18 protein-coding genes are annotated in these 22,611 nt (G+C 46.0%); 5 read left to right on the top strand and 13 right to left on the bottom strand.

What is annotated here, in order from left to right:
* Positions 1–22: 22 nt before the first annotated feature.
* From gldD to ACFPIK_RS09140, 6 genes are all read right to left on the bottom strand, one after another.
* The gene (gldD, locus tag ACFPIK_RS09165) at positions 23–595 is read right to left on the bottom strand and encodes a gliding motility lipoprotein GldD (protein ID WP_377914448.1); all 573 of its coding nucleotides are present in this window, start codon (positions 593–595) and stop codon (positions 23–25) included.
* 58 nt (positions 596–653) lie between these two features.
* Entirely contained in the window at positions 654–1,901 is a 1,248-nt protein-coding gene (locus ACFPIK_RS09160; protein ID WP_377914446.1) for an NAD(P)/FAD-dependent oxidoreductase, read from the bottom strand.
* Between the two features lie 192 nt (positions 1,902–2,093).
* Entirely contained in the window at positions 2,094–3,143 is a 1,050-nt protein-coding gene (locus tag ACFPIK_RS09155; protein WP_377914444.1) for a hypothetical protein, read from the bottom strand.
* A 136-nt stretch (positions 3,144–3,279) separates the two neighbouring features.
* Positions 3,280–4,284, bottom strand: coding sequence for a 4-hydroxyproline epimerase (locus ACFPIK_RS09150; RefSeq protein ID WP_377914442.1), 1,005 nt, complete (start codon positions 4,282–4,284; stop codon positions 3,280–3,282).
* 159 nt (positions 4,285–4,443) lie between these two features.
* On the bottom strand, positions 4,444–5,916 hold the full coding sequence (locus tag ACFPIK_RS09145; RefSeq protein WP_377914480.1) for an aldehyde dehydrogenase (NADP(+)): 1,473 nt from the start codon (positions 5,914–5,916) through the stop codon (positions 4,444–4,446).
* A gap of 115 nt (positions 5,917–6,031) precedes the next feature.
* A complete protein-coding gene (locus ACFPIK_RS09140; protein ID WP_377914440.1) occupies positions 6,032–6,925 on the bottom strand; it encodes a dihydrodipicolinate synthase family protein in 894 nt (297 codons plus the stop codon).
* Between the two features lie 160 nt (positions 6,926–7,085).
* Here ACFPIK_RS09140 and ACFPIK_RS09135 point away from each other — a divergent pair, with 160 nt between their 5' ends.
* A complete protein-coding gene (locus tag ACFPIK_RS09135; RefSeq protein WP_377914438.1) occupies positions 7,086–7,955 on the top strand; it encodes an AraC family transcriptional regulator in 870 nt (289 codons plus the stop codon).
* A 5-nt stretch (positions 7,956–7,960) separates the two neighbouring features.
* On the opposite strand, the gene ACFPIK_RS09130 is transcribed toward ACFPIK_RS09135, so the two are convergent.
* The 4 genes from ACFPIK_RS09130 to ACFPIK_RS09115 form a co-directional block, all read right to left on the bottom strand.
* On the bottom strand, positions 7,961–9,013 hold the full coding sequence (locus ACFPIK_RS09130; protein ID WP_377914436.1) for an SMP-30/gluconolactonase/LRE family protein: 1,053 nt from the start codon (positions 9,011–9,013) through the stop codon (positions 7,961–7,963).
* Positions 9,014–9,025: 12 nt separating this feature from the next.
* Entirely contained in the window at positions 9,026–10,453 is a 1,428-nt protein-coding gene (locus tag ACFPIK_RS09125) for a M20 family peptidase (RefSeq protein WP_377914434.1), read from the bottom strand.
* Positions 10,454–10,579: 126 nt separating this feature from the next.
* Positions 10,580–14,227: an ABC transporter permease/M1 family aminopeptidase gene (locus tag ACFPIK_RS09120; RefSeq protein WP_377914432.1), complete on the bottom strand. Its 3,648-nt coding sequence runs from the start codon at positions 14,225–14,227 to the stop codon at positions 10,580–10,582.
* 10 nt (positions 14,228–14,237) lie between these two features.
* On the bottom strand, positions 14,238–15,125 hold the full coding sequence (locus tag ACFPIK_RS09115) for an ABC transporter ATP-binding protein (protein WP_377914431.1): 888 nt from the start codon (positions 15,123–15,125) through the stop codon (positions 14,238–14,240).
* Between the two features lie 236 nt (positions 15,126–15,361).
* Between ACFPIK_RS09115 and ACFPIK_RS09110 the strand changes: the two genes are divergently transcribed.
* From ACFPIK_RS09110 to ACFPIK_RS09100, 3 genes are all read left to right on the top strand, one after another.
* Positions 15,362–16,597, top strand: a complete 1,236-nt coding sequence (locus tag ACFPIK_RS09110) for a VOC family protein (protein WP_377914429.1) — start codon at positions 15,362–15,364, stop codon at positions 16,595–16,597.
* Positions 16,598–17,195: 598 nt separating this feature from the next.
* Entirely contained in the window at positions 17,196–18,878 is a 1,683-nt protein-coding gene (locus ACFPIK_RS09105) for a DUF885 family protein (RefSeq protein ID WP_377914427.1), read from the top strand.
* A gap of 170 nt (positions 18,879–19,048) precedes the next feature.
* On the top strand, positions 19,049–19,264 hold the full coding sequence (locus tag ACFPIK_RS09100) for a hypothetical protein (RefSeq protein ID WP_377914425.1): 216 nt from the start codon (positions 19,049–19,051) through the stop codon (positions 19,262–19,264).
* Positions 19,265–19,637: 373 nt separating this feature from the next.
* Here the strand turns inward: ACFPIK_RS09100 and ACFPIK_RS09095 are convergent, their stop codons facing one another.
* From ACFPIK_RS09095 to ACFPIK_RS09085, 3 genes are all read right to left on the bottom strand, one after another.
* On the bottom strand, positions 19,638–20,414 hold the full coding sequence (locus tag ACFPIK_RS09095) for a TonB-dependent receptor plug domain-containing protein (RefSeq protein ID WP_377914423.1): 777 nt from the start codon (positions 20,412–20,414) through the stop codon (positions 19,638–19,640).
* 31 nt (positions 20,415–20,445) lie between these two features.
* Positions 20,446–20,763 carry a hypothetical protein gene (locus tag ACFPIK_RS09090; RefSeq protein ID WP_377914421.1) on the bottom strand — a complete coding sequence of 106 codons (318 nt, stop codon included), beginning with the start codon at positions 20,761–20,763 and terminating at the stop codon, positions 20,446–20,448.
* A 155-nt stretch (positions 20,764–20,918) separates the two neighbouring features.
* The gene (locus ACFPIK_RS09085) at positions 20,919–21,437 is read right to left on the bottom strand and encodes an RNA polymerase sigma factor (RefSeq protein WP_377914419.1); all 519 of its coding nucleotides are present in this window, start codon (positions 21,435–21,437) and stop codon (positions 20,919–20,921) included.
* Positions 21,438–21,591: 154 nt separating this feature from the next.
* Between ACFPIK_RS09085 and xerD the strand changes: the two genes are divergently transcribed.
* Positions 21,592–22,488, top strand: a complete 897-nt coding sequence (gene xerD, locus ACFPIK_RS09080) for a site-specific tyrosine recombinase XerD (protein WP_377914417.1) — start codon at positions 21,592–21,594, stop codon at positions 22,486–22,488.
* Positions 22,489–22,611: the final 123 nt, after the last annotated feature.

Genomic DNA, 22,611 nt, shown 5'->3' with positions numbered 1-22,611 from the left:
TTTTATGTGTTTTGGCTTCGGATCAATTCACAAATTTCAGCGTATTCATCAAGTGGGTCATGTCGATTTTCAAGTATTCAATGACAGGTGCCAACGAGTCATTTTTCATGGCAGTATTGAAATACACTGCACCTCTTAAAAAGTGAGTGGTCGAATCAGTGACGAAAAACTGAAACTGGGTTGGAACCTCTCCGCTCAATTCTGCCACCACCGCAGAGTATCCATTTGGCGTGACCAAAACTGCCTCCTCAATGCCGTAAGCCTTGATTTGGTGCTTGGCTGTAAGCTTGAATGCATCGCTGGAGAGTTTTTTGAAACTCGTCTTATCGTCAATCTTTTTATAGGTCAGGTGGACTTTGGCACCGAAATCCCGGTAATTCAGGTTGATCCAAGCTTCTTCTTGAAGATTGAATGAGTCTGCTTCTACTTTGCTATACTTGGAGAAATCCAGCTGATAAGGGTAGCCCGATTCCAATTTCTGATAGTCATGCTTGGGTAGGTCTATGCGGTTGTAGCCCGGAGGTTTGGGCAACCAAGTTTTATCACAGGAAAACAAACCAAGAGATAGCACTCCAAGTAATGCGAGTTTCTTCATGGTTTAAAATTAGGTGTTCTCTGTGGATTGATTTTAGAATGAAGAAACTTTAACCAAATCAATTGTATCGCCCTACTTCAAATCCCTTCATTTCCAAGGAAGTTTCCTTTTGCTGATGCAACTCGGTAAGAAGTCTGCCAGTAGCAGGCGCCATGGTCAGTCCAAGCATGGCATGACCTGCTCCTACCAGCACATTTTCATAGCCCGGAGCCATCCCAATGTAGGGCAAGCCGTCCGGGGAACAAGGCCTCAGCCCTTTCCAAATCTGCTCTTCTTCAGGGAATTTGGCTTGGAATGTTGGGTAATACTGATTAATGGATTCAAAAATTCCTTTTACTCGATTGATGTTCACCTTTTGATTGGTGCCTGCGATTTCCAATGTCCCCCCGAAACGGACAAAGTCTCCATAGGGGCTTACTGCTACTTTTCGCTCGGTCAGGATCGTAGGAATCTGTATCGATGGGGTATTGTTTTGGATGAAGGTGTAGCCTTTTCCTCCCATTAATGGAAGGGAGAAATTGAGCTTTTTCGCCAGTTCGGCTGTCCAAGCACCGCCACAAAGGACGATTTTACCCGCTTCGATTTTTCCTTTATCAGTCAAAACAGCTTGTACTTTATGCCCAGTATTCTCAAATCCCAGAACCTGAGTATTGGGATGAAATTTTACGCCTTTTGCAACCAAATATTTTTTCACATAGCTGTAAAGCACTCCCGGATCGAGGTGGGCATCACCAGGGAAATACACGGCCCCTCGTGCTTTCACTTCCAGATTGGGTTCGAGCTTTTGTACATCAGCAGCGTTGAGCACTTCAGCTTCCAACTTGTATTTTTTGGCCAAGTGGGCTAGTTCGATTTCTTCTTTTTCAACTGCTTCGGTTTGATAGACCATCATCAATCCCTTCTCGGAAAGGTGAACAGTCGACTCGGGGTGCTCCGCCTGAAACTCCTGGTACAAGGCCTTGCTAAACAGGGTCAGGTGATTGAGGTAGGGAATGCTTCGGTTTACTTGAGATTCTGATGTTGCTTTGAAGAAAAGCAAGCACCACTTCGCCAGCTTGTAATCCAAGCGAGGATGAATATAAAACGGGCTTTTAGAAGAAAACATCCAAGCAATGCCCTTGCTGATCATTCCCGGTGCGGCCAAGGGAATGATGTGGCTTGGTGTAATCATACCTGCGTTGCCGGTGGAGCAGTTGTCCTGCATGTCGGTCTGATCGATGACCTCGACTGCTATGCCTTCTTTAGTGAGAAAATAGGCGGTAAACAAACCGACGATTCCGCCGCCGATGATAAGGGTTGGTTTCATATTGTAAATCTCAAGGTCAATCAGGGATTGCTACGTATTCGTCTTGAATTTAGGAAAGAAAGCTGTTTTCGACGCGTCTGCTACAAGTCAATCTAAGACGAAGGTATAAGGGAAATCTCGCATTGTGTTGGCCTGAATTGACAAGAAATGATGTTGGATTGACTGAATTTTTTGATTTTATCATTCAAAGCGTCAATTTTCTATTAGCCCGTACTTTTGACAGGCGTTTGCAATCTGGGCTTGGAAGGAAGTTTCACTTTTGAGGATGGAGAAAAAATCCATCAGGTAGTTTCGTGACGATTCAAATTCGGCGCTTGGGAGCAAGGATATGTATTTTTCCAGTGTGGCTAGAATCTGTGACTCCCTTTGCAAAAAGTCAGATTTGACCAGTTGGGTAAGCGTTTCATTTCTGCAAATGCCTCGGTAAAAGCGTTCGGTTACTTTTTTGATAGGCAAATAGTCATATGGAATTGCGTAGGGTGCATTGACAAAGCCAGAATAGTCAAAATCGTACGCCACAGGGATATATTTCTCATCCTCTTTGATCAGCATTTTCACATTGTGCTGTGTCGTATTGGACCAGTCGGTATTTCCGATCATGAAGGCAAAAAAGTCCTGCTTCAGAGCCAGCGTGTCGTTGATAAGTTGGGGCAAAATCAAACCCGAATCTTTGGTTTTTGCTTCATGGTATCCAGCTACATTATCCACATCCTCCAGGACAAAGGCTGTTAAGGCATAGGTTTTTCCTTTTTTGTTTTGCCTGTCCGTCAGGGTCAAATTGATCAATCTGGTTTGAAAAAAGTAAGGACTTACCTGTTCATAGAGTTTGTAAGCCATGTACTCTTTGACAATAAGATGATTGAAGGATTCACCTTCCTGACAGGGGAGTACCAGTTTCAGACTTCTGTTTCCTTCGAAAGGAGTGTTTTTGGAGGCTCCTTTGGGAATTTTTAGCCAAAGTGGGGTGAAAAAGCATTGTGCTCTTCTGGAGTTTCCTCTTCCACGGAGATTGACAGGGACAGAGTCTTGCTTTCCTTCTTCGTTTTTGAATTTGATAAAGGTTGGAAAAAAGACCGTATCCGATTTTGATCCTTTGATCAGTTTGAAATTGGTCACAATCTCCAGATCTAAAGGTATCTCTGATGAAAAAAGGATGTCCTTCTGATAGGCGGATGTTCGGAAGGATAAACCAATTAGCAATGCAAAAGTCAGGGCTTTTGCGATAAAAGAGATTCGCAGCATAAAAGTCAGGGATAAGTACACCATTAAGTTAGGAATAATTCAACCTTCCCAACCAAAATTTTATCGAAGCCCTTGTAAACAAAAATGACTTCCTTTTTTGGGAAGTCATTTTCTATGTTCGTTTGGAATCACAGGGTTAAATCACCTGGAATCCATGGACATAAGGATCATCATCATCCAAAATAATGGTATTGTAGCCATAGACTTTGGCCCAGCCTTCGATGCTGGGTACAATCGCCGGCTGACCAGCAATCTCAGTGACTTCCTCGATTCGTCCTATGAATTTGGAACCAATGAAGCTTTCGTGTACAAATTCATCTCCAGGCTTTAACCAACCCTTGGCAAACCACTGTGCCATGCGGGCAGAGGTGCCTGTGCCGCAAGGTGAACGGTCGATGGCTTTGTCTCCGTAGAATACCGCATTGCGTGCGGTACTGCTTTCATCCAGAGTTTTACCCGTCCACATCACGTGAGAAAGTCCGCGGATTCTGTCGTGTTCCGGATGGACGAAGTCGTAGCGCTCGTTCATCTTTGAGCGGAGATTTCGTGCCATAGAGATCAATTGCTCCGCTTTGAAATCCTCCAAACCTGGGAAATTTTCTTGTGGATCTACGATGCAGTAGAAATTGCCACCATAGGCCACATCCACGGTCAGTTTGCCAAGTTCATCAATTTCGATTTCCAGGTTTTCTGCTGCCAGGTAGCTCTTGACATTAGTCAGCTTCACAGATTTCACCTTTTTTCCTTCTTGCTTGTATTCAACCAAAACCAATCCTGCAGGTGCTTCCATTCTCAGAAAACCCGGAGTCTTTGGATGAATCAATCCTTCCTCAATGGCAATGGTGATCGTCCCGATGGTGCCATGACCGCACATGGGCAGGCAGCCGGAAGTCTCAATGAAAAGGATGGAAAAGTCATTTTCCGGATCGTGCGGAGGAAACAGCATGGAGCCCGACATCATGTCGTGTCCTCGCGGCTCAAACATGAGCCCTGTACGGATCCAGTCAAGGTTTTCCATAAAGTATTGGCGCTTTTCCAGCATGGTATTTCCTTTCAGAAATGGGACACCACCTGAAACTACCCGAACGGGATTGCCACACGTGTGGGCATCAATACAGGAGAAAGTATGGCGAGAAGGCATTGAGATTTAAAATTCGAAGTTTGAAACTATAGTGAGAAATACTGTTGAAATACACCAGAAATAAGTCCCGCAAGCGGGACAAAATACTTTAGAAATACCAATCTGTGCAGAGAATATTTCACTGAGCGAAGCGAAGTGTATTTCTACAGTATTTCCATTTTATTTTGTGTAATCACCATTCACCAATCTCCAGATCCCGAGCAGATTGTCATCTCGCAAGGCATCAGGGAGCAGGTCTTGGGGCATGTCCTGGAAGGCAATCGGACGGGCAAAGCGCTTGATGGCATGAGCACCGACCGAAGTACTGTTGGGTGCGGTGGTCGAAGGGAATGGTCCGCCGTGCTGCATGGCATAGCCGACTTCTACTCCGGTAGGCACGCCTTTGAAGAGCAAGCGGCCACACTTTTCTTCCAGGAGATTGATGAGGAACAGCTGGTTTTGGAGTTCTTCGGCATCTGCCCACACGGTGATGGTCAACTGTCCGTGGAGGTGCTTGGCTATTTCAAGGAGTTCGTCTTCGTTTTGGTACACCACCATCATGGCAAAGGCACCAAAGACTTCTTTTTGGAATAGGGAGTCCTTTAGCCAGTCGGCTGCTTTGATTTCGGCCAAAGCGGTACTTCCGTTAATGAGATGCTTTGGATCTGCCACTTTTACCCAGCGGAGTTCTTCACGTGACTCCAAAAACTGAATGGAATCGTAATACGCTTGCGCAATACCCGGATGGAGCATCGGGGCGGCCGCAATATCTTTCAGTTCGGCAGCAATGGCGCTTTCAAAGGCTTTTGCCTGCTTTTCCGGCACAAAGATCAACCCAGGATTGGTGCAAAACTGACCTACTCCCAACGTAAGAGAAGCTACAAATGCTTTTGCCAAAGCCTCATTTTCCTTTTCCAGCTTATGTGGAAAGCAGAAAATCGGATTGACGGAGCCCATTTCGGCATACACCGGAATAGGTTCTTCCCGTTGATTGGCGAGTTGGAAAAGTGCCATGCCACCTACATGCGAACCTGTGAAAGCGACAGCTTTTGCCATCGGATGCTTGACCAAGGCTTGTCCCTCAGCAATTCCTCCTTCCACATGAGTGAAAAGGGCGGAAGGAAGTCCGCATTTCAAAATGGCCTGATGAATGCAATCGGCGACTTTTCTGGAAGTCTCCTGATGTGCAGGGTGCGCTTTGTAAATCACCGGACAGCCTGCTGCCAAAGCTGAAATCGTATCTCCTCCGGCAGTCGAAAAGGCCAATGGAAAATTACTAGCCCCAAAGACTACGACCGGTCCAAGTGGTGTCAGGAATCTGCGGATATCTGCTCTCGGTAGCGGTGTGCGGTCGGGCATGGCCGGATCGATGGTCGCTTCTACCCAAGAACCTTCTTTTACCAGATTGGAGAAAAGCCGGATTTGACCCGTGGTTCTACCCAATTCCCCGTTGATTCGGCCTTCAGGAAGGTTGGATTCCTTGACCGCCAAAGGGACGATTTCAGCGCGATGGGCTTCTAAAGTATCAGCTAGTGTGTCCAAAAAAGCTCCCTTTTCCTTTCCGGGAAGGTTTTTGTAGAAAAGAAAGGCCTCTTGGGCAGCACTGAAAAGGTTGTCGAGGTTCATGATTTTTAATTTTTGGTAATTGAGGATATACCGTGGAAATACAATTGAAATATACCTCGCTTCGCTCGGTGAAATAAATTTCTGGAAGTATTTCACCCCGCTTGCGGGGTCTATTTCAAGGTGTTTCTACTGTATTTCAAAATCACGATAATAACGGACGTCTTTTTAACCCATCCAAAATAATCTTCTCAATTCTTTCTCTTTCTTCCCCGATCAAAGTCAGTCTAGGAGCGCGGACATGCTCAGAACCAATGCCGCAGTGCTGCTCAGCAAGCTTGATGTATTGCACGAGTTTTGGGTGAATGTCGAGCTCCAGAAGAGGTAAGAACCAGCGGTAGATTTCACGTGCTTCTTCGATTTTACCTTCCTGCACCAAGTTGTAAATGACCACAGTCTCTTTTGGGAAAGCACACACCAAACCGGCCACCCAGCCTACTGCGCCCATCAGTAGCTCTTCTAGCGCAAGCGTATCCACTCCGCAAAGCAGTTGGAAACGGTCTCCAAATCGGTTGATCATGCGGGTCACATTGGAGATATCGCGGGTAGATTCCTTGATCGCCTGAATGTTTTCACACTCAGCCAACTCGGCAAACATGTCGATGGTCACCAGGGTCTTGTAGTCCACCGGATTGTTGTAGATCATCATCGGCAGCTTGGTGGAGTTGGCGACGGTTTTGAAGTAGGTCACTACCTCGCGAGCATCTGCTGCATAGCGCATCGGAGGCAAAATCATCAGACCGGAAGCGCCTAGCTCTTCCGCTTTTTTCGCCCAAAATAAGGCGTCTTTTGTAGCGCCTTCAGCAATGTTGAGGATTACCGGAACTCGTCCGTTGATGTATTTTACTGTTTCACCTGTGAGTGTGATTTTTTCCTCTTGGGAAAGCACAGAGCTTTCGCCCAAGGTGCCGCCGAGGATGATTCCATGAACTCCGCATTCGAGCTGGAAGTCCAGGTTTTTGAAAAATAGGTCCATATCCAGACTTCCGTCTGCGTGAAATTTGGTCGTGACCGCGGGGAATACGCCTTTCCAGTTCATAGTATGTTGATTTTTTACCACGGAGGGTACAGAGATTTTTATTCAAAAGTAATTCAAGCCCTTAGGAAATTCTTTCACAGGATTAGTTCATATTGATACGTTATTGATCAGTTTGTTAAAAATTGAATCTATTTTTACTCAATTTGATATTATTTGAGCCATGGCAAAAATCATTTCCTTTCAGGTTCCCAAGTCCCAACGCGAGTTTGTCCGATATCAGGAGGATCGCGGTCCGCACTTTTACGATAAGCTTCACCAGCATCCGCAACTGCAGCTGACCGTGATTTTGGAAGGGAAAGGTCAACTGTTGAGTGGGGATTATGTCGGGAGATTTCAGCCGGGGGATGTCTACTTTTTGGGAGAAAATGCCCCTCATGTTTTTCGAAGTGATCCCGAATTTTTTGAAAAAGATACCCCCCTCAAATCTGCCGGAAATACCATTTTCTTCGATTTTCAGTCACTTGAAAAAGCTCTTGGGGAATTGGACGAACTTCAGCCGTTGAGGAAATTCGGAGGATTTCAGGGGCTCTGCTTTCAAATTCAGGGAAACACGGCTAGCCAAATCAAGGAGCTTTTTGAAGCTTTTGGTTCAAGTGAAGGGCTTCAGCGGTTTCAGTTGGCTTTTCAGCTCTTGGCTTTGGTGGATCAGGCAGGTCCAGACTTGGTTCGACTCAATGAATCGGGACTGATGCGTGGACTGTCGGAAAAGGACGGAAGCCGCATGGATCGGGTGATGCAGTTTTTGCTGAAAAACAGGTTTCAGCGGATCACCTTAGAGGAAACTGCCGAGGTGGCCAATCTCTCCAAGGAAGCCTTTTGTCGGTTTTTTAAATTGCGAACACGCAAGACCTTCACTGCTTACCTCATCCAACTCCGAATCAGCGAGGCACAAAAGCTTTTGCAGGAAAGCGATACGCCAATCTCCGAAATTGCCTTTCGGGTTGGGTTTGAAAACTTGGCCTATTTCAACCGGAGCTTCAAGAAAACATGCGGAGTCACCCCCAAAGCGTGGCGGTCGATCAGTTCTTGAGCGGATTACTTTCCTTTCTTCAGGACGAGCATCTTAGAGTCCATCACATTGCCTAGAAATAGGTATTCTCCAAATGGGATAGCCACGGAGCTGGCAGACATGGTTTCTCCCTTATCCAACCACACGGAAGTTTGCTTGAGCTGTTGATCGGATAGGTAGATTTTTAAAATCTCCGAGGGGGCAATCGGTTTTTTCCCTGCAGCATAGGCCGAGAAGGTCATCAAATCAGGATGTGCTCCCGACCAGATGGCTCCTTCTTCATCCCGTTCCAAGTTATCCACCCCCGTTGCGGTGGGGATGTCTTCCAGGAATTTCAGACCTCCGTCCGCTTGCATCTCAAAAACCCGGATCAGGAAATCTCTGGAGGAAGCCACGAGAAGATTTTTCCCGGATTGGTCCACGACCAGCCCGTTTGGATAGGACATGTTTTCAGCCACGATGCGGAAAGCTGATCCATCGAAATAGCCGACGTTGGCTTTGGCTACGCCGAGGTAATTTTCCGCAAAAATTCCTGCTGAGGAAGTCGATCCGTGGTCATTGGAATAGTAGAATCGATTGGCGTCTACCCAAACCAGGTCATTGGGGGAAATCAAGTTGGGATCGGTCAGGGTATGGCTAAACTGTACGGTATCCTGATCAATGGTGAAAATTTCCACGGAGTGTTTTCCTTCCACATGGTTGATCACCGCCAGTCGATACTGCTTTGGTCCGGTCTCGATCAAGCTGATACCATGGGGGTAAAGGATGAGGTCCGCTGGTATGGCAATGGGTTTCACTGTAAATGGGGCCTGTTTCAAGTCCATCCAATACAAGCCATGAAGACCCTGTTCGCCTGATCGCCTTTTGGCACGATCATCGACGGAGAGGACCATAAAACTGTCTGATCGGGAAATGGCCATGTCTTCGACGCCGGGCAACTCGATTGTCTGTTCAATTCCTCCAAACTCATGGGAGGTTTCGATTTTGCGAAAGTAGCCTGTGCTCCAAAAGGTGTAAAGGACAAAGAGTCCCAGTGCCAAGAGGGTTAGACCCAGAGAAATGCCGATTTTTTTGATCATGAGCATTCGATTTTATTGGAAGTTTTTGATCAGGTGATAGCTAAACTGGATGATCTCTTTGTAATTCTCCTTGCTGATTTTTTCGTCGATGCCGTGGAAACGCTCCATGGATTCTTTGTCGATCCGAATGGGGTAAAAACGGTAGACTTCATCTGAGATTTCGGTGAAATACCGGGAATCGGTAGCGCCTCCAAGCAGGCCAGGAACTACAAAGGTTTCGGGATGGAGGTTTCGGATGGTTTTTTCCAAAATCCGATAGGGGTCTGAATCTACCCTCGAGACTGCGGGAGGGTTAGTCAGAAATCCTACCGTCTCAACAGTTACTTTGTCCGAGACGATACTTTCGATATGAGCCTTTACCGACTCGATGGTTTCACCCGGGAGAATTCTGAAATTGATGGTAGCCTCGGCTACGGTTGGAATGACGTTGTTTTTTACCCCGCCATCGATGATCGTTGGCGCCGTGGTGGTATGAGCGTTGAGCCCCTCCAGCAATTGACTTTTGAAAAGCCACGGATTGGCAAAGGCGATGCGGGGCAGGAAAGGTAATTCTGGTCCCAAATACTCCAATTGAGCATCTATCGGAGGGACCAGTTTGTAGGGAAGCTGATTGTTTTCCAGATCCACGATGGCTTTTGCCAAGATGCCAATGGTGTTTTCTTTGGGTGGTGCAGAGCTATGACCTCCGTTGGTTCGGACAATCAATCTAAAGGAAGCAAAGCCCTTTTCCCCCAAATTGATCATCGCCACCGGACCTGATAGTCCAGGCACCAATCCTTCTGCAAAATATCCTCCTTCGTCCAGCGTCATGGCAGCTTGGACTCCTTGTTTTTTAAGGTGCTCTGCTATCATTCCTGCACCATTTGGGCCGCCAACTTCCTCGTCATGACCTGAGGCGATGTAGATGGTACGGGCAGGTACGTAGTTTTCTGAAAGCAATTTTTCTACCGCTTCCAACACGCCCATCAGGGTCCCCTTATCGTCCAAGGTTCCACGGCCGATGATGTGGGTGTCCGTGATTTTTCCTTCAAAAGGCCCTGCTTCCCATTGCTGAAGGGTGGGTTCGTCCACAGGTACCACGTCCTGATGTGACATGAGGATGACCGGCTTCAGCGAGGGATCGGTTCCCTGCCATTTGTAAAGCAGGCTGTAGGTGTTGATTTTTTCCAAAGTCAATTGGCTATGAACCAACGGAAAAGTGGCTTCCAAAAATCGATGAAATCCCAGAAACTCCGCAGAATCAGGAACAGCTTCCTCATTAAAAGAAATGGTCTTAAACTGAATGGCTTTGGATAAATTCAAAAAGACCTGATCCGAAACTGCCACTTTTTCGACGGGTTCAGCGGGCACTTGTTTGGAAGTCAGTCGAAGCGTGTTGATCAGGAGGATAGCGATCAAAGCCAGCAAAAGAAAGCCAAGTGAAAGCAAGAGTTTTTTCATCTGTAAGGTGGATGGGGTGGGTGGTTCAAATTACAATTTCTTCTTTCCAAATGGAAACAAGCCTTATTCTTTAAATAAAAAGCCCAAGTATAAGGTACCTGGGCTTTTGAACGCGATATATAATTTTTAGAGCTTTTCCACCGAAACTGTATTGTCGTCAGGTAGTCGGTCGATCAGCTTGTTGTAGGGGTCAATTCCTGCTTTCACAGGCTCACCTTTTACTTTGACAGTCAAGGTAGTCTGTCCGGGTTTGATCTTGTGTTTCTGGATGTAAAGTGGATTGACACGAGTCCGGCCGTTTTCGTCTTTGTCTTCTGCTGCAAAAACGCCCACGTCGATGTAATCGGCAGTGTATTCAGCATTGGATTCTTTTCCTGTTTCGTCTGCGTAGAGCTTCTGGGATTTGAGATTCAATGTGACTTCATACTCACCTTCTCCGGTCTTTTTGGCTGTTACTTTTTCAGCTTTGTTGTCGTAGAGCGTGATTTTGTTCCAGGTGTCGTCCAGGTAGTATTTGATGCTATCCGGAGTCACAGCTTCCAGATGACGGTACAAGTCATAGCTTCCGGGGAATGGCGGTGTTTGCTTCATTCCAAACTCCCGATTGAAGTTCCGAAGCGCAGAATCCATCGCCTCATGTCCGATCAAGTCCTGGAGTCCATAGAGGATCAAACTTCCCTTGTAGTACCATTGGTAAGGTCGGTTACAATTGATGAACGTGTTTTCTTTTTTTCCTTCATTGGATCTGCCGGATAGGTAATTGTCTAGTTCCTCCTTTAGGAAGCGCTTCATATTGTCTTTTCCATACCTTCTTTCGGTGAGAATCAAGGCGGAAAATTCTGCCAAGGCTTCCGAAATCAGATTTGATCCGCGGGTATAGTTGGGAGTGATCTGATGTCCCCACCACTGATGCGCCAGTTCGTGAGCAGTCACGTAGTAGACAAAATCAAAATCGTCCGGATCCTTGAAATCCGCCACCCAACCAAAGCTCTCCGCAAACGGGACCGTATTGGGGAAAGACTGGGCAAAAGTAGCATACCGAGGAAACTCCAAGAGGCGCATTTGTCTAAACTGGAAGTTGCCATAGGTCTGTGAGAAATAGGTCAACCCGTCTTTGTAGGCTGCCAAGAAACGGTCCAGGTTGTAAGTATGTGTGGGATGATGAAAGATCTCTATGTTGACTTCCTGCCCATCCGGAAGGATAGCCTTGTCTTTGAGTACTTCGTACTCAGCCGACACGAAGGTGAAGAATGACTGAATCGGCGTATCCTGAATGTAGTGGAAGTAACGTCTTCCATTTTCCTCCCATTCCCGCTGCAAATAGCCAGGTGCCACCGCAATCTGACTTGGGATGGTGCTTACTACGGCTTCAAAAGAGATCAGATCGGCATCACTGGCAAATAGCAAGGTGGATTCTCCATACGGATCTCGGTGCTCAGGCAAATCTTCCGGTTTAGGAGGAAGTCCGTATTTCTTCCGATCCTCGTCGCTGTTCATTTCATTGTTTGGATCATAGCCCATGTTGGGGATACCGCCGGAAAAGAAGGTGCCGTTGTAGACAATATCCCTGCCATAGCCCGAATTGGGAATGCCTGAAAATTTCTTGTTGCTTACGATCAGCAAATTCAGCGTGTCTCCTGGCTGCATGGGTTGAGGCAAAGCGGTGATCTGGTACCAGTGTTTTTCGGGCTTTTTACCCAAAATCTGGAATTTGGCAGGCTCATAATTTAAAGGGAAGCGATAGGGTAAGGTGTCGCCTTGGTAAATCACTTTAAAATCACTCAAGTCAACCGAGTTGAAGTGGATGGAATCAATCGCTGAGCTTGTCTTATTCACCAATTGAACTTCCGCCTCAAAGTAGGCTTCACGCTCCATCGGGAACAGGTCAGCTTTGATCTTGATTTTGGTGACTTTGGGTTGAGGAATCCGCTCGTATTTTTTGAGCTGCTGTTCATAGGCCACTTGGCGTAGTTTTCCCTCTTCCACAGTTCGATAGCCATTTTCATAGACTACGGATTGGAAAATGTATGCACCTGTGACCAGAGCTAAAGCTAGGAATGCAAATCCCAATCGGGTAGAAGGCAGGGAGAGTCTCCGTTTGGCAGTAGCAAGGCGGCTTTTCCAAGAATCTTCGGTCCCTCTGCTGAAGAAAATGCTGAAAACCAGAACCAGAAATACCCCAAATGAGGTCCAATAAATATTGAACCATACGAGGGAGTCTCCAAAGTGCCCCAGTCCATTCATGTCGCTCCAAGTGTACCCTGGCTTGTAGCTGTAGAAAAACAGGTTGAAATCGTAATCTGCAAAGCTTCGCAACACAATCATCACCACCCAAAGGCCAATGGCGGCGGCATGCCCGGCAAACTTGTTGTTGACCAGCAAGTGGACAGCAAATACCAGCATGACCATTTGCAGGTAATCCGGGAAGGTGATCAGGTAACTATCGATCAGGTAGACATCCAGATCAAATAGAAAATACCCTTTCAGAACCTGAACGATCAGACCCACCACGATCGGCAAGGAGGTCAGTACCAGGCAGACAAATGCCATCCCGAAAAACTTGGACGCAATCACCACTCCATCCTTGACAGGGAAGGTGTCATTGATGATCGAGTACCCGGTAGATCGGTCCCGATGCAGGGCCTCTCCGGTGAAAAATACGATGATAATGAAGACAAAGAGGTTGTAATCGTACCCTTTGTACTCCATCAAAAAGGTGGTAGAAGGCAAAATCGGAACACTGTAAGTCGTATTTCCAATCCAGAAATCGAGCACCAAAAAGATCATTCCACCCAGCAAAATGGACCGGAAATAAATGTCTTTCAGGACATTTTGAACTTCGATTTTGGTAAGGGTTTGGAAGGATCTCCATTGGTAGGAAGAAGAAAAGTCAGGCAATACCTTTCGGAACGCACCCGTGATGAAACTTTCTTCTTTGGCGGATTCAGTCTTTTTACTTTTTCTGGAAGCCTGGAAAAAATAGGAAAAGCTAAACCTATAGTATGAGGCAAGGAAAAAGACCAAACCGACGACTGTCCAAAGTATCCGATTGAGCAGAAGGTTGCCGGTCACGGAGAGCAAAAAGGTGTTTTGCTCGTAGGGGGTCAGGTAGCGCGTCTGTAGGTCAAATGAATTCAAGCCAAATGGGTCGATCAGCTGCACCAAGTCCTTGTTTTCGATATCCTGAGAAAGAAAATTGGCCAGTAGATACCCGATGAAAATCACGATTCCTCCCGAGTAGATGGAACGGATATTACGGGTGAAAATAATCAGGGCAAAAAACAGGGCACCTGCTAACCAAAGATTAGGCAATACCAAAGTCAACCAAGGATGGAGGTAATTTATCAGCTCGTTTGGACCGTAGCGATCTGCATCGGTGCCAAACAGCGGGCCCAATACGCTCCCCAAATAAATCCCAAGCAGGGCGCCTAAACTGATGAATAGTAAAATGACAAAGGAACCCCAAAATCTTCCCATAAAATACCCAAACTTGCTGATCGGGTAGCTGAAGAGAAAGGTGCCTGTCTTATGCTCCAAATCCCGATAGATCGGCACCCCCATGATGGCAGAGGCAATCAGAATCCCAAAGAGTGAAACCAACACCAGCAGGTTGGCGATGACGATGGGCGAGTTATGATAGACTTTTTCCGAAGCCGGAGTATTGCCAAAGCCAATCAACAATAGGGGCACAATCAGAAGCAAGGCAAAATAAATCCAGGTCGCTGGGCGGCTAAAGCGGTACTTTAGCTCGAAAAGAAAGATGTCCTTAAACATACGATTCCGATTAAATGGTGATAGGATCCACTTTTTTAGAAATCACACTGAAATACACATCTTCCAGATCTCCTGCCACCGGTTCGAAGCCATTTTCCGGGGTTTCTTCGCTTTCGATGCGAAGGCTCAGCTTGCCTCCGATCAGCTTGGTGGAGATCACGTGGTAGTCTTTTCGATAGTGATCCAATTCACTTTTTTCAATCGCTTTTTGATAAATTTTTCCCTGTACCATGGCGAGTCCGTCTTTTGGCTTGCCTTGCATGAGCACCTCTCCCGAACAGATGATCGCCATGTTGGAGCAAAGCGTATTCACGTCCTCGACGATGTGTGTGGAGAGGATGACTATGGTATTTTCTCCGATTTCGGAGAGGAGGTTATAAAAACGGTTACGTTCGGAAGGGTCGAGACCTGCGGTAGGTTCGTCCACAATGATCAGGGAAGGGTTTCCTACCAAGGCCTGCGCAATTCCAAAACGCTGACGCATCCCACCGGAAAAAGTACCGAGTCCCTTTTTTCGGTCTTTGAAGAGATTTACTTTTTGTAAAAGAGAGGCAACGAGTTCTTTTCGGTCGCTTTTGCTGCCGATGCCTTTCATCTGTGCGATGTGGTCGAGCATGGTCTCGGCATTGATGCGAGGATAGAGGCCAAAATCCTGAGGAAGGTAGCCCAGTCGCTCACGAACAGATTGTTTGTCTTTCAGCACATCGATACCGTCCAGTTGAATACTGCCAGCGTCTGCATCCTGAAGGGTGGCGATGGTTCGCATTAGGGTTGATTTTCCTGCACCATTTGGGCCCAAAAGTCCAAACATGCCCTGTGGAATGGTCAGGGAAATGTCGTTGAGTGCTTTCACTCCGTTGGAGTAAGTTTTTGAGAGATTTTTGATAAGTAATTCCATGTAGAAAGTTTGGTGTTAAGTAAGAATGGGACTCGAGAATTTATTTTCTAATTGGTAAAAAACGGTACTCAAAAATTTGCGAATGATAAGATAATCAAATGATTCTAAAGGTGATTTTTTAGAATACATAAATGCATCTTCCTATGGTCAGATGCAGATTTTTCAAGATTGGTTGTCGGGAAAAGAGATTTTTTTTCCTAATTCAAACCTTGTCTCAACCTTGGGCTTTTATACAGATGATAAAAAGACAATTCCTTACGCCACTACTCCTACTTCTTCTCTTTTTTCTGTATTCCTGCGAGCAAAGGAGCTTCGACAAGGAATCGGGGCAAATCGAATCCTTTGCCGAAATGGTCAAATCTGGGGTCAAACTCCTGGCTTTGGGCCCGCCGATGACTTCGGCCGAGTTGGATCTTTTTATGCCGGAAGTGGAGCGAATCAGTCAGAAATACGGGGTGAGTTTCTTTCGGGAAGCGGCCTTAGTGCAGACCGATTTGTTTCCTGCCTCAAGTGTGGAGGGGAAAGAAGTCGTGTTGATCTATAAAGGAAATGCGCTCAAAGCCTATGAAGATCTCAAGCAGGACTTGGCCAAAGACAATCTCACCGCTGAGAGAAAAAGGGAATTGAGCCGGAGATTTGGCAGGTTATTAGGCTATCCAACCGAGCGGATCAATAACTTGCTTGCCGAAAATTCTGCCTTTCGTGATTTGGAAGATTTTGGCATTCAAGGACTGGAGGTAAAGTGGTTTTACAAGGATTTAGCTAAAGCAAAGGCCTTTTACCAAACTACGCTCGGTCTGGAACTAGTGCAGGAAAATGACAGCTTGGCCAAATTTCAGATTGCAGGGGATTCTTTTTTGACGCTTCATTTCATTGCCAATTCAGGCTATACCGGCGCCGAACCCAAATCGGTCGCTTTGGATTTTCTTACTGATCAGTTGGAGGCGTGGTATGCCCACCTGCAAGAGCAAAAAGTGACCATCAAGTATCCGCTCAAGCAAAATCCTGGAGGTCCGCATGACGGCTTTGTGGCGGTGGATCCGGAAGGGTATCTCTTGGAGTTTGAGACCTTTTTTCAGCATCCGGAAAATGAAGTCCTGATGCCCGAATTGGCCGAGTTGCAGCCTAAATCCACGAGCTATGGTGAAAAATTACAGTTTAAAGGCTCGGTAGTTTGGTTGTATTACAAGGACATGTTGCCTGCCGAACTCTTTGTGGAGGAAAGCCTGGGACTTACCAAAAGCGCCGATCAAGGTTGGGCTAAAGTGTACCGATTTTCCCAAAATGGCTACCTCGGCTTGGTCGATGGACTGAGAGGTATGAATACCTTTTCCCCTGAAAAACTGGTAGAAATCAGCGTCGATCTGGAAAACCCCAGCCCTTGGGAAAACTACCTAAAAGCAAATGCTCCCGACTCTACCCGAAAAGCCAATTCCTTCCAAGATCCCGGTGGGTATGTGTTTAAGTTTTGACTTTTAACCAACAATTGGAATTATCAAAAGGATGTGTCAAATGGCATTGAATTGTAAGCACTTGCTTCATGTAATCTGCGTACGCAAAAATTGAATGACAATTTTATTTGTCCACTCAATGTGCTCTAAAACCACAAGACTTGCCTTTGATAGGCGCGGGGGCTGACGCAGCAGCGGGCCAGCGCCCGGCCCTGTGCGGTTGGAGCATTGCTGCGTCTTGACTTTTTGGTTCTTTTGGGTCAAGCCAAAAGAACAAATTTAAAGTCTATAAGCTATTTAGACCTTCCTTTAAAGGTTTAGAGAAAATCTAAAACCATATAGTTTATTTCTATTTGACGGATAGTATCCAATGTCTTTGGATTATATCTGATGGTTTATGCGCTGGTTTATCCTTTTGTAAATAAATACGTAGCCTTTTTGCCACTGAGAATATTGTGGTTTTTTCAAAAGCCAGAATATTCTATGTTTAGGATTGCTAGATTCCCATCCAAGAAAATCCCTCTTATGAAATCGAGCATGTAACCAAGCTATGTACAATAGAATGGTTTTTTGTAATGCGAAGATTCCATATGGCCACTGAAAAAAAATTAAAAATCATATGAAAAAAATAGCGCTTTTCGTATTTCTCGTTTTTGGCTCCTTGTGGGCTGAAGCTACCGAGTTGGTCAATCTGATCACTACCTATCAGGCCGATCGGGGGGCGCTTTCGCGTCTCTACACCAACCGGCTATCGGCAGAATACTTCGCCCGTATGGAGTCCTTCAATCAGGATTACCTCAAGACCCTCCGAGCCCAAAACTATGACGCGCTCTCCGAAGACGGGAAAATCGACTATGTCCTCTTTCGCAATTTTCTCGAAAAGCAACTCGCCGAGCTTGACCTCGAAAAGCGGGATTTTATGGCGATTCAGTCGGTAGTTGCTTTTGGTAAGCCATTGGAAGACTTTGTGGTAGCCCGTCGCAGAGCCAAGCAACCCGACTCCAAAGCCTTGGCAGCCAGCTGGGATGCCGTGGCTAAAGCCGTGGCCGCCCAACACAAAGCCCTAGCCTCATCCGCTAAATATACCTCTTGGCAGCAGGCCGACTTGGCCGCTCAAGCCGTCGAAAGCCTCAACCGGGTGGTTAAAGAAGCCTATGATTTCTACTACGACTACGATCCAGCCTTCACTTGGTGGATGCCTGAACCTTGGAAAAAACTCGATGCAAGTATGAAAGCCTATGCCAAAGCCCTTCGCGAGCACTACACCAACACAGTGAAAGACGACGGCTCTGGAATCATTGGGAAGCCCATTGGAAGGGAAGCTTTAGAAAAGCAACTTTCTTTTGAGATGATCGCCTACTCTCCGGAGGAACTGATCGCTGAAGCAGAGAAGCAGTTTGCCTGGTGCGAAAAGGAAATGCTGAAAGCCTCCAATGAACTCGGCTTTGGCAATAATTGGAAAGCAGCCTTGGAAATGGTGAAGGAAACCTACTTGCCTGCAGGGGCATGGCCTGAAGAAGTGGCTAGACTCGGAGAAGAGGCCATTGACATTATGGTCAAAAATGACTGGTTGACCGTGCCTCCTTTGGCGATTGAAACCTGGAGAACGATCATGATTTCTCCAGAAAGGCAGCGGGTAAGCCCGTTCTTTTTGGGGGGAGAGGTGATTCAGATCGCTTATCCAACCTCCGAAATGAGCCATGAGGACAAGATGATGTCCATGCGGGGAAATAATCCTCACTTTTCTAGAGCTACAGTACAGCACGAACTCATCCCGGGTCATCACCTGCAGCAGTTTATGAATCAGCGCTACATGACGCATCGAAGACCTTTCGGCACGCCATTCTGGACCGAGGGCTGGGCTTTGTATTGGGAGTTTGTGCTTTGGGATCGCAATTTCCCTCGGGACGCCAAAGACAAAGTCGGCATGCTCTTTTGGAGAATGCACCGCTGCGCACGGATTATTTTCTCCCTCAATTATCACTTGGGAAAAATGACACCTCAGCAATGCATTGACCTGCTTGTGGACAAAGTCGGTCACGAGCGAGCCAATGCCGAGGCAGAGGTGAGACGCTCCTTTGAGGGAAGTTACGGTCCGCTCTATCAAATCGCCTATATGATCGGAGCCCTGGAAATCTACTCCCTTAGAAAAGAAATGGTGGATTCCGGCAAAATGCCTGAGAAGCAATTCCATGATTTGATCATGACCCAAAACGCCATGCCGATCGAGATCCTGAGAGCAAAAGTGACCGGAAAACCATTGGATAAAAATCATAAGGCGAGCTGGAGGTTTTTGGATTGATTTATTTCCCGCAGATTTTCGCAGAAAAAGACACAGACCTGCCTACGGTAGGTAGGTTTCCGCGGATAATCAAAAAAGGAAGGTCACTTGGCCTTCCTTTTTTGATTGCTTTGTTTCCATATTTTTTCCTGTAAAAAAGGTAACTTCGGACTGATCAAGAAAAAGGTACCATGACTATAGAAAAAAGGAAGCTGAATATGATCCAGCGTCTGATGAAAATTGAAAAGTCCTCAAGTCTTGAAAAGATTGAGGAATCAATTATTCAAGCTGAAATGGATGCTCGGACTGAGGAATCCTTGGAGGCGATCAAACGAGGAGAGGTGATGACACTTGATGAATTCAGAAAGTCAAATCAGGAATGGCTAGCCAAGTTGTCTACGAAATAATCATCACTAAGCCTGCGAGAGATCGATTCCAATTTGAGATTTTAAGCTATATCGAACGGAATTTCAGTTTGATTAGAGCTATTGAAATCGAAAATCAACTTTCAGAACTTTTACTTTCACTCCAGATTAATCCTCAAAGAGGAAGTGTAGAAAAGTCCATAAAGGGGAAACAAAGCATTTTTAGATTTATTCTCCTTCAAGAGACAAAATATCTTGAGATAAAGATTGTTTACGTCATTGATGAGTCCAAAAATCTAGTCCAGGTCACAGATTTCTTTTTGACCAAAATGAACCCCGCCAAGATGCGATTCAGCTAAAAAAAGGAAGGTCACTCGGCCTTCCTTTTTGAGTTAAAAATTAACCAATTGAGTACTTAATTTTCCAGGGGTTGTTCATCTTTCTTTTCATCCTTAAGTTTAATCACGACCACCCCATTGATTCCTTTGGTTCCATACTTCTCCACAGCCTGTTCCCCTTTAAGCACCGTGACGCTTTCGACACCTTTCGGGTCGATGTGTTCAAAAGATTGCACTTGAGTTCTTCCGGATCTCGATTCGATGAAATACAAAGGCTGTTCCTTGCTGCCATTGACGGTTACTGCGACTTTTGGAGAAGTAGCAAGTCCGGTTCCATTCAGAATGATATTTGATGAATTTCCGCCCAGGCTTTGTAATTTTTCTCCGGAAATGGAATTCCCGTTTTGGATAAAATACTTTTTGGGAGCCTCTAATTTTTCGATCTGCTCAGGAGTCAGTTCATTTTTAATGGCTACCATCATAGTCATCTGAATCCGTTTCATCTGATTTTCCAATTTCAGGATTTCATCTAGCTGTCGGGTAACGTCCGCAGAGTTAATTCTAGGCTGGTCGAGTAGCTTTTTCATTTTGGAGGTGGCATCATCCAAGTCCCATTTAAGTGTGGAAAATTGAACCGAATTATCTGCATGGAGTTTTTTGATTTTAGCTACTTGAGATTCGGTAAGTCCGATCTCCTCACGTACCTCCATTAGATTAGTGGTGGAGTAAAGTTTACTTTTGAAAATGTCCTGTGAAGGGGGAGAAGCAGGTGATTGGACGTATGTGTAGCTCTTTTGGGCTTGAACCAAGGCTATGGGAAGCGCAATAAAAAGGATCAGAATTAGCTTTTTCATGTTTATGTAAGTTTTGACCTAGTTGGTTTAGTTAAAATTCTGTAAGTAGTGATGCCGTCGGAGATTCCCAGATATCCATTTCTGTGGTTTCTTGAATATGGAATTGAAGTTCTTGATTTGGTCCTTCCTCCAACGTGATGATGAGAACTTCAGGTCCAGTTAGATTGGGCTCTTTTTCTCTCAGTATATATGCCCCCAATAACAGTGTAGCAGCTATTCCCACGGGAATCCACCAATTGCGTAAGTCTTTCTTCTCCTTTTCAGGAAAAGGAGGAACCACCAGGTGTTCATCTTTTTCCTTTAGTGATTGGAAAAAGGCGTGTAGTTTGGGGTCTTTATCGATGTTCATTTTTTCTCTTTTGTTTCCCGCAGATTTTCACAGAAAAATCCACAGATGTGCACAGATTCTTTTCGGTTTGGGAGGATTTAGACTTTCTATCCCATTTTTCTGATTTCAAATTTTAAACCTTCGAGGTTCTTCAAACCTCAAAGGTTTTTCGGAGTTCAATCCATTCTCTTGCCCGAGACAGTGTCCTCACTGCCGCATTTACGATTTCTATCCATAATCCATTCTTTCAGTTTTTTCTTTCCTCGATCGTAATGTGTTCTTACCGTACCAATGTGCAGTTGAAGGACTTTGGCGGCTTCTTCCAGTGTCATGTCGTGGTAAAAAACCATCAGCAAGACTTCCTGCTGCATCTTGGGTAGGCGTCGAATCAGGTCCTCGTGGCTTTCGGTTTCTGTAGGTTCTGACTCCCAAGCCATGTCTTCCTCGATTTCGACAGTCAGCCACTTTCCTTTGGTACGGAGTTCATCCATCGCCGTGAATCGAATCACCGAAAACAACCAAGTCTTCGGATGGTCTTCCGCTTTTAGTTTGGCTTTTCCTTCGAGCACCTTCAAGTACACCTGCTGGATCACATCCTTGGCCAGTTCCCCGTCAAATCCGCAGCACTGTCTGGCCCAAAGAAAGGCCTCGCGGTGGTACTGACGGAGAAAGGTTTCGAGCTGTGATCGGTTCATGTACACTACTTAATCAGAAATCGTCGGGATTTATATGACATACTTTGAAAAAAGTTGGAAAGTTGGAAGGTAAAAAGGTTGTAAAGTTAGAAGGTGGTAAGGTTGTAAGGTTGAATCAACTTTGCAACTTTGCAACTTTAGCACTTTCCAACTTATGTGGAGTCAACTCATTCGCCAATTTCGTCATTACCTCAAGCTGGAGCGCTCGCTGAGTGAAAATTCCATCGAAGCCTACACGCTTGATGTGCAGAAGTTGGCGGATTTTTCAGAAAGGGAGTTTCCTCAGAAAAGCCCGCTCGACCTCGAACTCGAGCACCTTCGCCGTTTTGTGAATACCTTGGCGGCTTTGGAGATTTCCGCCTACACCCAGGCCCGTATCATCTCTGGGGTCAAAGCCTTTTACCGCTTTCTGATGTATGAAGACCGGATCAAGGAAGATCCCGCCCAACTCCTCGAAGCACCCAAGCTTGGGCGCAAACTCCCCGATACCCTGAGCTATCCCGAGATTGAGCAGTTGCTGGAGGCCATTCCGCTCGGTGAACCCGAGGGGCACCGCAACCGGGCCATGCTCGAAATGCTGTACAGTTCTGGCTTACGTGTCAGCGAGCTCGTCGAACTCAAAAAAAGCCAGGTCTTTGCCGATATCGGATTTCTGAGAGTGGTGGGAAAAGGCAACAAGGAACGATTGGTACCAATCGGCAAGGATGCCTTGCGCTACTTGAAAATCTACCAAGAGCAGATTCGAGTGCATCAGACTCCGGCCAAAGGCAACGAGGAATTTGTATTTCTCAACCGGCGTGGTCAGAAACTCACCCGAGTGATGATTTTTCTAATCATCAAAAAGACCGCTGAGCAGGCGGGGATCAAAAAGAATATCAGTCCGCATACCTTCCGCCACTCCTTCGCCACCCACCTGATCGAAGGCGGAGCGGACCTGCGTGCCGTGCAGGAAATGCTGGGTCATGAAAGCATTACGACTACCGAGATTTATACCCATTTGGATCGAGATTACCTCAGGCAGGTGCTGACGGAGTTTCATCCGAGGAAGTGATTTTTTTAGATGGAGTTTAGGATTTTACAACCCAGAATCAAATTCATATTTAGGCAATTCTCCCGGTAAAACTCCAAATCCTTTTTCGCATCCTACAGTGGGATTATAGACCCATTTTTTTTC

The sequence above is a fragment of the Algoriphagus aquatilis genome, assembly GCF_042657405.1.
Taxonomy (GTDB): Bacteria; Bacteroidota; Bacteroidia; order Cytophagales; family Cyclobacteriaceae; genus Algoriphagus; species Algoriphagus aquatilis.
The sequence above is the reverse complement of the archived record's forward strand: the minus strand, read 5'-3'. Positions and strand labels throughout refer to the sequence as shown.

Coding starts and splice junctions, on each gene's coding strand:
- gldD (WP_377914448.1), bottom strand. CDS start 595: ATGAAGAAACTCGCATTACTTGGAGTGCTATCTCTTGGTTTGTTTTCC.
- ACFPIK_RS09160 (WP_377914446.1), bottom strand. CDS start 1,901: ATGAAACCAACCCTTATCATCGGCGGCGGAATCGTCGGTTTGTTTACC.
- ACFPIK_RS09155 (WP_377914444.1), bottom strand. CDS start 3,143: ATGCTGCGAATCTCTTTTATCGCAAAAGCCCTGACTTTTGCATTGCTA.
- ACFPIK_RS09150 (WP_377914442.1), bottom strand. CDS start 4,284: ATGCCTTCTCGCCATACTTTCTCCTGTATTGATGCCCACACGTGTGGC.
- ACFPIK_RS09140 (WP_377914440.1), bottom strand. CDS start 6,925: ATGAACTGGAAAGGCGTATTCCCCGCGGTCACGACCAAATTTCACGCA.
- ACFPIK_RS09135 (WP_377914438.1), top strand. CDS start 7,086: ATGGCAAAAATCATTTCCTTTCAGGTTCCCAAGTCCCAACGCGAGTTT.
- ACFPIK_RS09130 (WP_377914436.1), bottom strand. CDS start 9,013: ATGATCAAAAAAATCGGCATTTCTCTGGGTCTAACCCTCTTGGCACTG.
- ACFPIK_RS09125 (WP_377914434.1), bottom strand. CDS start 10,453: ATGAAAAAACTCTTGCTTTCACTTGGCTTTCTTTTGCTGGCTTTGATC.
- ACFPIK_RS09120 (WP_377914432.1), bottom strand. CDS start 14,227: ATGTTTAAGGACATCTTTCTTTTCGAGCTAAAGTACCGCTTTAGCCGC.
- ACFPIK_RS09115 (WP_377914431.1), bottom strand. CDS start 15,125: ATGGAATTACTTATCAAAAATCTCTCAAAAACTTACTCCAACGGAGTG.
- ACFPIK_RS09110 (WP_377914429.1), top strand. CDS start 15,362: ATGATAAAAAGACAATTCCTTACGCCACTACTCCTACTTCTTCTCTTT.
- ACFPIK_RS09105 (WP_377914427.1), top strand. CDS start 17,196: ATGAAAAAAATAGCGCTTTTCGTATTTCTCGTTTTTGGCTCCTTGTGG.
- ACFPIK_RS09100 (WP_377914425.1), top strand. CDS start 19,049: ATGACTATAGAAAAAAGGAAGCTGAATATGATCCAGCGTCTGATGAAA.
- ACFPIK_RS09095 (WP_377914423.1), bottom strand. CDS start 20,414: ATGAAAAAGCTAATTCTGATCCTTTTTATTGCGCTTCCCATAGCCTTG.
- ACFPIK_RS09090 (WP_377914421.1), bottom strand. CDS start 20,763: ATGAACATCGATAAAGACCCCAAACTACACGCCTTTTTCCAATCACTA.
- ACFPIK_RS09085 (WP_377914419.1), bottom strand. CDS start 21,437: ATGAACCGATCACAGCTCGAAACCTTTCTCCGTCAGTACCACCGCGAG.
- xerD (WP_377914417.1), top strand. CDS start 21,592: ATGTGGAGTCAACTCATTCGCCAATTTCGTCATTACCTCAAGCTGGAG.